At 63.5% G+C, this 12,642-nt stretch carries 8 protein-coding genes; 5 read left to right on the top strand and 3 right to left on the bottom strand.

Annotated features, from left to right (window positions below; all coding sequences use genetic code 11):
- Window positions 1–4: 4 nt before the first annotated feature.
- The 3 genes from HALTADL_RS00705 to HALTADL_RS00715 form a co-directional block, all read right to left on the bottom strand.
- Window positions 5–409 (bottom strand): VOC family protein, encoded by a 405-nt coding sequence (locus HALTADL_RS00705; protein WP_089671525.1) that lies wholly within the window; start codon window positions 407–409, stop codon window positions 5–7.
- 65 nt (window positions 410–474) lie between these two features.
- The gene (locus HALTADL_RS00710; RefSeq protein ID WP_089671526.1) at window positions 475–996 is read right to left on the bottom strand and encodes an SRPBCC family protein; all 522 of its coding nucleotides are present in this window, start codon (window positions 994–996) and stop codon (window positions 475–477) included.
- 53 nt (window positions 997–1,049) lie between these two features.
- Window positions 1,050–5,585 carry a glycoside hydrolase family 15 protein gene (locus tag HALTADL_RS00715; protein ID WP_089671527.1) on the bottom strand — a complete coding sequence of 1,512 codons (4,536 nt, stop codon included), beginning with the start codon at window positions 5,583–5,585 and terminating at the stop codon, window positions 1,050–1,052.
- Between the two features lie 217 nt (window positions 5,586–5,802).
- Between HALTADL_RS00715 and malA the strand changes: the two genes are divergently transcribed.
- The 5 genes from malA (at window position 5,803) to HALTADL_RS00740 (ending at window position 12,606) form a co-directional block, all read left to right on the top strand.
- On the top strand, window positions 5,803–7,824 hold the full coding sequence (gene malA, locus HALTADL_RS00720) for an alpha-amylase MalA (RefSeq protein WP_245708385.1): 2,022 nt from the start codon (window positions 5,803–5,805) through the stop codon (window positions 7,822–7,824).
- 117 nt (window positions 7,825–7,941) lie between these two features.
- The gene (dnaJ, locus tag HALTADL_RS00725; protein ID WP_089671528.1) at window positions 7,942–9,114 is read left to right on the top strand and encodes a molecular chaperone DnaJ; all 1,173 of its coding nucleotides are present in this window, start codon (window positions 7,942–7,944) and stop codon (window positions 9,112–9,114) included.
- 183 nt (window positions 9,115–9,297) lie between these two features.
- Window positions 9,298–10,020, top strand: coding sequence for a class I adenylate-forming enzyme family protein (locus HALTADL_RS00730; protein WP_089671529.1), 723 nt, complete (start codon window positions 9,298–9,300; stop codon window positions 10,018–10,020).
- Window positions 10,021–10,087: 67 nt separating this feature from the next.
- The gene (locus HALTADL_RS00735) at window positions 10,088–10,993 is read left to right on the top strand and encodes an ABC transporter ATP-binding protein (RefSeq protein WP_394327351.1); all 906 of its coding nucleotides are present in this window, start codon (window positions 10,088–10,090) and stop codon (window positions 10,991–10,993) included.
- A 17-nt stretch (window positions 10,994–11,010) separates the two neighbouring features.
- Complete coding sequence (locus HALTADL_RS00740) at window positions 11,011–12,606, top strand: hypothetical protein (protein ID WP_143054119.1); 1,596 nt, start codon at window positions 11,011–11,013, stop codon at window positions 12,604–12,606.
- The last annotated feature ends 36 nt before the right edge of the window (window positions 12,607–12,642 follow it).

Genomic DNA, 12,642 nt, shown 5'->3' on the forward strand with positions numbered 1-12,642 from the left:
GGCCTCAGTGGAGTTTGAGTTCAACCCGTCGACCGTCGGGATCACGGACGTAGACCGCCCAGTCGCGGCCGTAGGCCCCGTACCGTCTGTATGGTTCGCCGTCCTCGACAGTGACGCCTGCCTCGCGGAGGTCGTCGATCAGGGCTTCGATTTCGGCTTCGGTTTCCATCGTTTCCGAGCGAACCAACAGACAGAGATGGTCGCTTGAGACATCTATCGGCTCGTCGGTTGGCACGAGGTGAATGTGTCGACCCCCTGCAACGACCGCGACGTAGGGGACCTCGCCCTGCTCGTACCGCTGGCGGTCCCGAACCTCCATCCCCAGCAGGTCGTGATAGAAATCGAGGGCGGCATCGAGGTCCGAGACGCGAACGGCGACGTGGTCGAGGTCGACGACATCGAGATCCATACACGAGGTTCGGTCGCCGGTGACAAAAATCGGTAGCCCACCGCATCGCTCGCCGGTGTCGACGCTCAGGCGTCGGGCGTCCGTGTTTTGGATTCCGCAGTCGACGTGTCGTCTTCCAGTATCTCCTTGGTCTTTCGGTGTCGGTAGCGGAACATCGGCTCGAAGCCGACGATAGCAGCGGGGTCGACCCGGCCGCCGAGGGGACTGGGGAGTTCGTACTCGACGGTGTCGATCAGCACGGTCTCGTGGCCGTCGCCGTACATCTCGTGGGTGTGAATCCAGAGGTCGAACGGGCCGCCGAGCATGCTGTCGCGGAACATCCGGTATCCCTCTCCCTCGCGGCGGTCGGTAATCTTGGAGATCCATCGACTCTCGGGGAACACCCCGAACGGTTTGGATCGCATCGAGATTTCGCTGCCTTCGACGAGTTCGTCGGGATCGGCGATCCCATCAGGGCCGCGAACCGACGAGACGGTGAGTCCCATCCAGTCGGGGGTGAGCGCCTCCAACCCGTCGGTCGACGAGTGGAAGGCCCAGACCTCATCGAGCGGTGCCCGAACCCTCGTGCGGCGTCTATAAGTCGCCATAGCTGTCCTACGAGGGGCATCAAAAAAAGGGGTGCGACGCTAGTACGACACGTCTAGATTGTGAACCGTTCGACCGCAGTGCCAGCCGTCCGCAGATCGGTGTCGCTGGCGGCGGCCACCGTCACCGGCACCTCACCGTGACTGATCGGGATCGTGAGTTCGAACTCGCCGTCTTCGACGTCGGCGATGACGGTGTCGGCTGTCACCTTCACGGCGACGAGTTCCGCGTCGGTCTCGCCGGTGACTTGCAGTTTGTCGTCGACGATCCGCGTCTCGACGCGAAGCGTGGGCGACTCGCCCTGCTGGCCGGAGAGATACCGCTCGCTGACCGCCGACGGCATCTCGATTGGCTCCCCGGCGTCGATACCGTGAGCCAGCCGGATGAACTGGGCCATACTCCAGGCCAGTGGGGTTGCAGCGCCGGTCCCTTCGCCGATGTTCCAGTTGTAGTCGTTTTCGATGTGGCGGTCCCACACCTGCTCGGCGATCATCCGGCCGCTGTTGGCGAAGCCGGCCATCGTCTCCAGCATCGACTGCGGTTCGAGTGGTCCCTCGTCGGTCCCTGCGAGCAGTTCGTACTCCGCGCGCTCGCCGGTGAAGATGGGCCACAGTCGACCCTTGCCTTTCGTAGCAACCGACCACGGCGCACCCTCGGCCTCCTCGCTACGCTCGCCGTAGCCATCGCCGTTGTAGCGGTAGAAGGCTGGTCCCTGTGGCGTGTCGACGCGGATCGTCTCGTCGACCTCCGTGAGGGAGTTGTTGATGATCTCGTCGTCGTACGGCTTGATCCCCAACCGCGTGAGTTCGAGGAAGCCGCCGTCGATGATCTCCCGCTCGTCGAGGGTCGGCCCCGCGTTGGCGAGCGTCCGGAGATGGCCCGCCTCGGGATTCCCGTCTCGCGTCACGCGCGTGTAGTACGGCGTGTGGGTGTGGAGTTCGGTGCCGGTCTCGGTCGCCGTCCACTCCTCGACGCGCTCGGTCCACTCATCCGCCAGCGCAAGCCACGGCAGGGCGTCGCCCGGCTGGTCCTGATCGATGGCGAGATCCGCCGCACAGACGAGCCCGGCGATTTCCGCGGCAATCGAAGACGGCGAGTAGCCGGCCTCCTCCTCCCATCGCTCTTGGGCGGTTGCCGGCCCGTTGCGGGCGACGTAGTCGGCCGACCGTTTGACGTTGATGTAGTCGTACTCGACGTCGGCGAAGTCGACGCTGTTTTCGCCCAGCTGATAGGCCATAATCAGTGGGAACGAGATGTTGTCGATCTGCTTGCCACCCCACCGGGTCAGCCCGTTGACGTAGGTGTTCTGTGGGATGAACCCCTCGTCGTCCTGCTGGTACTCGAAGATGTACTGCAGGGCGTCGGTCGCCGTCTTGAGGTCGCCGACGGCCTCGAAGACCGTAAAGACCTGATACAGATCCCGCGACCAGACGAAGTTGTAGCCGTAGCCTTTCGGTTCGTCAGCGGTCACAGCTTCGCCCCATGGCACCGAGGGACTGGCGATGCCCGCGCCCATGTACGTCTTGTCCTCGACGGCACGCAGGGCCATCAGACAGCTCTTGTACTGGGCCAACATCTCGTCGCTCCCACTCACTGATTCGGGGAACGGTTTGTCCGCGAGGAATGACTCCCACGTGTCTGCGTAGGCCGACCGAACGTTTTCGTAGCCGCGAGCCAGCGCACCCTCGGCCTCACCGAGAGCGGCGGCGGTGTCGGCGTTCTCGCCGAAGCCGATAGCGACCGTCTCGTCGACGTTTCCAGTCCCGATCCGACCGACGAGCACGATGTTGTCGTCGTCGAGTCGGTCGTTTGGCACCGGTCGCTTGCCGGATGAAAATAGCTCTGAGAGGTGATCGGAGCCCGCGGAGCCGACGGTTGCCCAATCGAAGCGGCTGGATGTCGTCATCGCTGCCGCAACGCTGTAGACATCGCCGTTCTCGTCGGTCAAAATCGGCTCGGAGCCGGTGTCGTAGGCCTCGGCATCGCGGGCGGCCAGATGGTAGTTGCCGGTCTCGCCGAGCCGATAGCCACGGTCCCGGTTGCCGGTGTTTGTGAGTGCGACGTCAGCAATCGCGTACACCTCGTACTCGTTGTCGTCGTCGGCTTCGAAGTCGACGCTCGCCAGAATGGCGTCGTGGTTTGGATCGATGGAGTACTCCACCGACAGCTCCCACTTGTGACCCCGACCGTCACCCCGCTCGGTGACGACGTGACGGAACAGCAGCGCGTCGTCGTCGGTCGGCTCGACGCGCCGCTCGATGGTCTCGGTATCGTCGTCGACCCGCGTTTCGTTGTGCGTTCGGGCGGTGTAGGTCGACTTCTCTCCGGTGTCGGTGACGAGGAAGTCGACCGTTCGGAGGTTCATAAGGTCGACGCGTGGGAACCGCACCTCGGTCAGCGCACCCTCGGTCAGCGTGTACCAGACCTTCGAGGCCTCGTCGGAACCGTGGTCCGCAACCGTGCCGACGCCGTACTTTTCGCCGGTGGTCCAGCGCGGTCGACTTTCGGGACCCGATGGTGCAGGCGTCGACACAGGGAGTGCATTTTGCTCTCTGAGGGCGGCAGTCGCCCGGAGTCGCAGCGCGTGGGACCAGCCCAGCGGCGAGGCCCCGTCGAGCGTGCCGTCGTCGAACACCTGCTCGGTGAGATAGCCCGCATCGGTCGTCAGCGGCCCATCAGGCAACAGGAGCGTGTAGAGGGTTTCGGCAATGTCGAAATACTCCTCGGCATCGTCCTCGCGGTCGTACTCCTCCAAGAGAACGCCGAGGTCCGCGGCCGCGTTTGCCCCCCATGCGGTCGCAACGCTCCAGATCTTCTCGCCGGCTTGGCCCTCAGAGCGCCACGTGTCGCCCTCGAAGCGGGCCAGTCCCGCGACATCGGTGTCATCTGGGTCACGGTAGAGCCCATCGAAGACGTGTCGAATGTGATTGGTCAGCCGGTCGACGGTCGCCTCATCCAGTTCTGTAACTCGATTGTAGGCGACGAGTGCGTCGACGATGGCGAACGTCCCCGAGTCGATACGGTTGTCAATCTTCCCGCTTTTGTTGAGCCGGAGCCCATAGATTTCGCGGTTCTCGCTCCACAGCAGATCGAGACTGTCGACGACTGTGGCGGCCTGCTCGTGGGCGTGCTCGGCAGTGTGGTGGTCGACTGGCGCGTTGGCCACCGTCGCGTAGGCCAACAGATAGGTCGCCGCGGTGTGGGTAAAGCGACCGTCCATATTCTCCCAGAGGTTCTGGCAGGCGCTTGGAAGCCCGTCGTCTTCGAGCGTTTCGTCGAGGACCGCAAGGCCGTCGTGAATCGTCTCACGAACCGAACTCCGCAGCTCTTCGGAGAGAGTCTCCTCGCGCTCGGTCAAAAGGGTCGCAAGGAAGGCAACCGCGCTGGCGGTCTGGTCGGCCTGATACTCGTCGTTGCCCGCCCCCTCGACGCGACTGTGTGCCCAGCCGGGGGCAAGCGAGCCGTCGATGGCCCACGCGCGGTGTGACCACGAGCCGTCGGTGCGTTGGGTGTCACAGAAGAACTGCGCGGTGGCCTCGATATCCCGCTGGAGGTCCAGATCCAGCAGACTGTCGGCCTCAAGGAGCTGTCGACCGGTTTCGGCCTCGTCGCGGAACCAGGTGTAGCCGTAGCCGCCGGAGTGACTGTAGAACGGGTCGAACTCCGGGGCGGCGATGTGAGCGCCAGTCGGCGCGGTCAAAAGCGACAGTGCCCGCAGGTCCGACCGAACGACCGTGCCGTTCGGTGCTGAATCCGGTACCGAGACGGTCGCGCGCTCGCGGCCCGCGGCGCGGATGTCGTCGGCAGTCTGGTGGGCCTCCGCACAGCGGCGGATGTCGTCGAGTGCGGACTCCCGACCGAGACTGTCGTGGTCCGACAGCTGGGTGACGAGCGTCGTTCGGGCGGCTCGTCCACTGCGTTTGAGCGGCGCGTTGACGACGACATCACCGCTGAGGTGGGTGTCTTCGTAGCGGTCGATAACCGCATCCCGCGGGAAGTCGAGGGCTTCCTCCGAGATGACTTCCTCGAACCGCTCGGGGATCTGTCCTCGGACATCAGTAATACCGTTCGATGCGGTGACGTAATCGTGTTCGGCGCGGTGGAACACTTCGACGGTCTTGGTATCGTCGGGGCCGACATCCTCGTGGATGAGTCGACCGACCTGTGTCTCCCGGCCCTCGGGGGCGAACGTCAGAAACGCCGTCAGTTCGGCCTCCGGCGGGATCGCCCCGCGGAGTTCGACGTGGGTGAGATGTGCCCGGCCCAGCGTGAGGTCGTACTGGTGGACCGTGAATCCACGCGCGTCGTACTCGGTTTCGACCACATTGGTCTCCCGGTAGTAGTGCTGTCTGACCGTCGAAAACTCATCGAACCACTGGGTGCCGTCGGCGGTTTCGATGCCCAGTCGTGATCTATCGATGCCGTAGAGTCCAGAGAGCGCAGACGAATAGTCGCGGAGACTGCCTTCGGGATCGACGTACACGAGCCGATCTCCGTGAGCCGAAAACGCGCCATCGGTGGTCCGACACTCCTCGGGAAAGCGTCGACCACCGTTGCGTTTGTACTCGTTCAACGCTGTTCGAAGTCGCATGTACCCTCTGATTGGGGGTCCACAACTAAGTATTGGCGGCTCACTCCCGCCGTATAGTGTGAATAACTGTGATAAACACGCCGGTTGAGAACGCCCGTTTGAGTATTAAAACAACAGAAGATAGTTATGAAAAATATAAATAAATCATCCAACATCTCGATTATTAGTAGTTTCCAAATACATAAGACCAAAGTGAGAGAGTGTTTTTAGTACCGATATGGACCATCCAGGACCTCCGCAGTTCATTGCAGTCGGCGATAGCCTACAGCTCGCCCCTCGGGATCCTGACCCTGAGGCCGAGTACGAATGGACGATCAGCGAAGCCCCGCTTGCCAGCGAGGCCAGCGTTGGCGACGAGGCCGTCGAGCAGTTCGTTCCCGACGTGCCCGGTCGCTACACCGCAACGCTCCGCACCCCCTCTGATCGGTTCGATCTGACGATCCGCGTCTTCCCGAGCGACCGTCGACCGACCGGCGAAGGCTCCGGCGCAGGCCGAAGCGGGATGAGCGGCTACAGCGGGATGAGTGGCCAGAGCGGCTCGGCGCGACCGTTCGAGAGCGGTGGCGTCAGCGGCTCAGGCTCCGGCTCGGCCGCACTCGGCCAGTCCAGCGGCGACGGCGAGGGTCGACCACGGATCCGACTCGACGGCGAGATCGTCGGCGACGAGGCAGTCATCACCGCGACAGTCAAAACACACCCCGACTCCGAGCGGGACGCCAGCGAACTCGACGTGGAGTTCCTGCTGGACGACCGCGACGGCGTTACTGAAAGCGATGTCACCATCGGCGACCGCGAACTTCGCATCCCGCTCGATGCCATCGGCGACGAGGCACGCGTTCACGCGGTCGCTGTCGGCGACAGCTACAGTGTGGCCGACGCCGTCAGCGTCGACCGACTGGGCGACGAACAGATCGCCACCGACGGCGGTGTGGCCGCAGCCGACGGCGGCGTGGCCGCGACCGGCAACTTCGCCGTCCACCGGCTCAACGAGCCGCCGCAGTGGGGCAAAGAGGTCACGCTCTATGAGATCTACGTTCGCGGCTTTGCGGCCGACGACGACGAGGCCGAAACGACCTTCGAGGCGCTCGAAAAACGCCTCGACTACCTCGAAGAACTCGGCGTCGACTGCCTCTGGCTCACGCCCGTGCTCCAACACGACGGCGCGCCCCACGGCTACAACATCACCGACTTCCTGTCGATTGCCGACGACCTCGGCGACCGCGAGGATTACGAGGCGTTCGTGGATGCGGCCCACGACCGCGGCATGTCGATCCTCTTCGACCTCGTGATGAACCACTCTGCACGCGACCATCCATACTTCCAAGACGCCTACCAGAATCCGGCCTCGGAGTACTACGACTGGTACGAATGGCAGGACAGCGGCGAGCCAGGCACCTACTTCGACTGGGAGTTCATCGCCAACTTCGACTTCACGAACCTCGAAGTTCGCCAGCACCTCCTTCAGGCGGTCGACACGTGGGCCGAGGTCGCTGACGGCTTCCGGTGTGACATGGCGTGGGCCGTCCCCGAATCCTTCTGGAAAGAGATGCGGGAGCGACTCAAGTCCAAAGATCCGGAGTTCCTGCTGCTCGACGAGACGATTCCGTACATCGCGGACTTCCACGAGGGGATGTTCGACATCCACTTCGATACGACGCTCTACTTCACCCTTCGCCAAGTGGGCAACGGCCACCAGCCAGCCGAGGCGATTCTCGACGCCGTCGAGGGCCGGAAACGCTCGGGCTTCCCGGACCACGCCGCCTTCATGCTCTACCTCGAAAACCACGACGAAACGCGCTACCTCGTCGAGTGTGGCGACGAAGCCACCAAGGCCGCCGCCGGCGCGCTGTTCACGCTGCCGGGGATTCCGATGCTGTACGGCGGCCAAGAACTCGGCCAGCGCGGCAAACGTGACCATCTCGCATGGGATCACGCCCGCGACGAGATCCGCTCGCATTACGACAACCTCATCAAACTCAAGGAGAACCACCCCTCGCTCGGTCAGAACGGCGAGCTCCTGCAGATCAACTACGAGGCCGACGATCAGGATTCGGTCGTCGCCTTCGGTCGGAAAAGCGACGACGGCGAGTACGTCGTCCTGCTGAACTTCGGCGAGGAGACCACGACGGTTGGCATCGACAAAACCGTCGACGCAACCGATCTCGTCTCCGGCGACTCGGTTGCGGCCGAAGACGGCCTCACCGTCGACGACGTCGTCGTTGTCGAAGTCGACGAGTAATTCGCCGAGTAGTCGTTCGATCGCTCACGCCGATTTTCGTTTTTCACGCGGATGTCTCACACACGAAGCGGGAGCCGCGTTTTTCAAGTAGTCCGGGCTAATAACAGTGGTTAACTAATGAGCGAGGACTTCTACGAGGCACTCGGCGTGTCACGCGATGCGTCCGAAGACGAGATCAAGAAGGCCTACCGGAAAAAGGCGGCCGAACACCACCCCGACGTGAGCGACGAACCGAACGCCGAGGAGAAGTTCAAGAAGATCGAGAAGGCCAAAGAGGTCCTCTCCGACGAGGAAAAACGGCAGGCCTACGACCAGATGGGCCACGACCGCTTCGAGCAGGCCGAGAAACGCGGCGGCTTCGATGAGGGCCGCGGTGGCGGCGCAGGTGGCATGGGAGGAATGGGCGGTATGGGCGGCGGCGCAGGCGGGATGGGCGGCGTCGAAGACATCTTCGAGCAGTTCTTCGGCGGCGCTGGCGGTAGCCGCGGCGGCCAACGCGGAAACCAGCCCCGACAGGGTCGCAACCTCCGGACCGCGATGGAGATCACCCTCGAAGAGGCCTACAACGGGGCCGAAAAGGAGTTCACCGTCACGCGGCCCGAGAACTGTTCGGACTGCGACGGCAAGGGCCACCCCGACGACGCCGAGGTGTCGACCTGCCGCGAGTGTGACGGGACCGGACAGGTCACCCGCGTCCAGCAGACGCCGTTCGGCCGCGTCCAGCAGCGGTCGACCTGTCGACGCTGTGGCGGCGAGGGCGAGACCGCAGACAAACAGTGTTCGACCTGTGGCGGCGACGGGATCGACGAAAACGAGGTCACCCTCACCGTCGAAGTGCCCGAGGGAATCCGTTCGGGCCAGACGCTCCGAATGAACGGCGAGGGCGCACCCGGCGAGAACCGCGGGCCGAACGGCGACCTGCTGATCGATATCGAGATCAAAGACCACGCGACCTTCGAGCGAGACGGTGACGATCTCCACTACAACCACGCGATTTCGTTCCCGCAGGCCGTCTTCGGCGACAAAGTTGAGATCCCAACCCTCGACGGCACGAAGAAGATGGATATTCCCGGCGGCACCCAGAGCGGCGAGCAGTTCCGCCTCCGCGGCGAGGGGATGCCACGGCTCCGCGGTCGACGCTCCGGTCATCTCTACGTGACCGTCCAAGTCGTCACGCCCGACTCGCTTAATAAAGACCAGCGCGAGGCGCTGGAAGCCTTCGCCGAAGCCGGTGGCGAGGAAGTCGACGTTTCCGAAGGCTTCTTCGAGAAAATCAAGAACTCGTTTTAAATAGTCGGCACTCTCACCGTCGGCGATCTATTTCCGGTCGACTGTTCAATTCTCAGATGACGATATTTAGTCCCTGTAGCGGCGCTACCGCCGCATTTCACCGGAAGCGTGGTGTGTATGGGGCGCGTTCGCATACGTCCCAACAGGCGGGGTGTTTTTGAGTGGGAGTTGCCAATACGACGTATGAATGCGGCAGTAGTCGGCGACCTGTTGGCTCGTGATAACCGGCGGAGCCAGCCCGCCGTCGAGTGTCCGGCCGTCGACCGAGCGATGAGCTATCGGGATTTCATTACGACTGCCTATAAATCGGGCAACGTGCTTCGCTATTTGGGACTGAGTGCCGACTCGACGCTCGCGGTCGACCCCTCGCCTCGTCCTGAACCACTGCTTGCCTTTTTAGGGGCAGCCCAACTCGGTGCGACAGCGACGTTCGATCCTGAGGCCGACGCTCGCGTGCGTCTGGTGCCAGTCGACGACGAGTCCGCCTACGAGTCCAGCGAGGGTCGACTCGCGGTGTTCGGTGGCTCGCCGGAGGCCACCACAACGACCCATTGGGAACAGGAGGTCTGGAGCGAGAACCCCGCGTTCCCGCCGACGCAGGTCGACCCCGAGTCGACGGTGCTCCTCGCTGGCGACGAGGCCTACAGCCACCAGCGACTGCTTGCGATGGCTGAGCAGGTTGTCGACGAACTCGAACTGACAACCGAATCACGGCTGGCGATCCGGACACCGCTATCACGGCCCGAAACGATTGGCGGCGGACTCGTCGCAGCGCTGCTTGCCGGAGCCACTGCCGTCTTGGTCGACGATCCGACGACTGCTGTCGACGCTGATGCGGCGCTCATCGGTACTGAACAGTCAGCACCGGAGCAAAGACGGCTCTCGCTGTCGACGCTCTCGAACTGAACGGCCAGTGTCGGATTGGGAATCAACCAGACAATTAAAATACGATTCGAACGAACAGTTCGATAAATTGAACGATCCGCTCTCCTCATCGATTGACCAGACAGTAGATGACAGTTCGGAGCCCGCGATTCACGCCACCGGACTGACCAAACAGTTCGGCACGACGACCGTCGTCGACGGCGTCGACCTCACTGTCGAACCCGGGACCGTCTACGGCTTTCTCGGCCCTAATGGCGCGGGCAAAACAACCACGATGCGGATGTTGACGACGCTCACCGCGCCGACCGACGGGGAGGCCGAGATCATGGGTGCCTCGGTGACCGACCGCGACGGCGTGCGAAGCAATCTGGGCTATCTCCCCGAGGAGCCGCCGGTGTTCGATGAACTCACCGGCCACGAACAGCTTCAGTACGTCGCCCGACTGCGGGATATTCCGGCCGACGAGGCCGACGACCGGATCGCCGACTGGCTCGACCGGTTCGACCTCACCGACGACGCCGGCAAGCGGATCGACGACTACTCGAAAGGGATGCGACAGAAAATCGGCCTGATCGGAGCGCTCCTCCACGAGCCGCCGGTCGTCTTCCTCGACGAGCCGACAAGCGGACTCGATCCGCGGGCGGCCCGCACCGTCCTCGACGTGATCGGGGAGCTGACCGATAATGGGCAAACGGTCTTTCTGTCGACACACATCCTCTCGGTCGTCGAGGAACTCGCCGACACCGTGGGGGTGTTGTTCGATGGTGAACTCGTCGCTGAGGGGCCGCCAGCAGAGCTCGTCGCCCAGGTCGACGCCGACAGCGAGGACCACGGCTCGACGCTCGAAGACGTGTTCCTCGCGGTGACGACCGGCTCGCGGGCGACTGATTCCCACAGGCCCGATCCGCGAGGTCGTGAGTCGACCGCGCCGGAGGCAGAAAACGGTGAGATAGCCACAGAATCAGCAGTCGACGACGGGTCGACGGGTCAGTAGCGATGTCGGTGATACCGATGTCAGTGACGTGGTCCCGGACGCGGGCGATCAGTCGGACTGAGCTCCGGCGTCGCTGGCGGGCGATCAAAGCCAATCCGACCCAGCTACTCAGCCTCGCGGTCGTCTCGCTGTTCTTCCTGCCGATGGCGGTTGGGATTCCAGCGGGTGCCTACTTCGGTGGCACCTACCTCGTGTCGGGCGAGGTTTCGACACCGATTTTTCGGCTGCGCCAACTCAGTGTCACACTCTGGCTGGCGGCGGCCGCCTTCCGTGGCTTTGCGACCGTGCTCGACCCCGACCGCCGAGATGGGTTGTTGACGACCATCTCGCACCAACAGCTCATCGCTGGGCTGCTGCTTACCGAAGCGATCATCTACGGCGTGCCCGCAAGTCTCGTGGTGGCGGCGGCCGCGGTGCTGTTCGCGGTGGCTGTCGGCTCAGTCCTCGCTGCACCGACCGTATTCGTCTCGGTCGGTCTTCTGGTGTCGACCGGGTTTCTGACCGGGATCGGCGTTGCACTGCTGATCAAAACCGGCGGTGCCCGATCCCGACTGCTGCGCCGGTTCCGGACTGCAGCAGGCGTCACCGTCTTCATCGTCTACATGGGCGTCTTTCTCACTGGCTCGGTTGGAGCCGTGCTCGATCCGCTCTACGTCCTGTTCACGCCGACGCCACTCGGCTGGCTCGGCGAACTCACGTTGGTGTCGGCTGGCATCGAGGCCTCGGTGCTCCGGGGTGGGAGCGCGCTGGTGGTCGGCATCGTCGGCCTCGGCGTCGGGCTGCCGGTGATCAATCGACTGGTCCCGTGGTTCTGGTATGCTGACGGGCCGGAAATCGAGCAGTCGACATCCAGTTCGACCGGCGACTCGCGGCTCTCGGGGCTGTTGCCACAGCCGATGGTCGGCGTCGTGACAGTCGACTGGCGGCGGGCCCGGCGCGCGCCGATCTCGCTGTCGTATGCGGTCTACCCGCTGTTTCTGCTGATGACACCGCTTGTCCAGACGATTGAAACCGGGACTGTCGGCACTGGCTTTGTGCTGTTGGTTGCGTTCTCTGGCATCTGGATCACCGGCGTGCTGTTCACGCTCAACATCGTTGGCAACGAGGGCGCGGTACTGCCGTCGACGCTGCTTGCGTCGTCGTCCGGCCGAGCAATCGTCGGCGGCCATATCCTCGCTGGCACGCTGGTCGGCCTCCCGGTCACTGCGGGTGCGGTCGTCCTCATTGGGTTCCTCAGCCCGCTGTCGACGATCTCTGTGCTCTCGCTAACCTTCGGCACCCTCCTCGTTGGGACTGCCGCGGCGGCGATTGCAACCGGCATCGGGGCGGCACTCCCACGCTACGAGGCTGTCAGTGTCTCTCGGAGCCGAAAAGCGATTATTCCGAGCACGCTCGCTTTTATCGGCTACTCGCTGGTGATTGGGATCGTTTCACTGCCGCTACTGCTCGGCCACAGTCGACTTGTTGGCCAGTGGATCTCCTCGATAGCCGGGGTTTCGCCAGTCTCTGTCGGGCTTGGTGGATTGGCCGCGACGGTGATACTGGCCGCAGCGTTCAGCCTCGTCTCAGCGCTCTACGCGCGGCGGCGTGTCGATCGGTTCCAGTTCGATTGATAGTTCGAGAGGTAGTGTATGGCCATCTCCGAACTC

It is taken from the genome of Halohasta litchfieldiae (assembly GCF_002788215.1).
Classification (GTDB): Archaea; Halobacteriota; Halobacteria; order Halobacteriales; family Haloferacaceae; genus Halohasta; species Halohasta litchfieldiae.

Bases quoted from the DNA above. Each gene is read 5' to 3' on its own strand.
- HALTADL_RS00705 (WP_089671525.1), bottom strand. From the start codon at position 409: ATGGATCTCGATGTCGTCGACCTCGACCACGTCGCCGTTCGCGTCTCG.
- HALTADL_RS00710 (WP_089671526.1), bottom strand. From the start codon at position 996: ATGGCGACTTATAGACGCCGCACGAGGGTTCGGGCACCGCTCGATGAG.
- HALTADL_RS00715 (WP_089671527.1), bottom strand. From the start codon at position 5,585: ATGCGACTTCGAACAGCGTTGAACGAGTACAAACGCAACGGTGGTCGA.
- malA (WP_245708385.1), top strand. From the start codon at position 5,803: ATGGACCATCCAGGACCTCCGCAGTTCATTGCAGTCGGCGATAGCCTA.
- dnaJ (WP_089671528.1), top strand. From the start codon at position 7,942: ATGAGCGAGGACTTCTACGAGGCACTCGGCGTGTCACGCGATGCGTCC.
- HALTADL_RS00730 (WP_089671529.1), top strand. From the start codon at position 9,298: ATGAATGCGGCAGTAGTCGGCGACCTGTTGGCTCGTGATAACCGGCGG.
- HALTADL_RS00740 (WP_143054119.1), top strand. From the start codon at position 11,011: ATGTCAGTGACGTGGTCCCGGACGCGGGCGATCAGTCGGACTGAGCTC.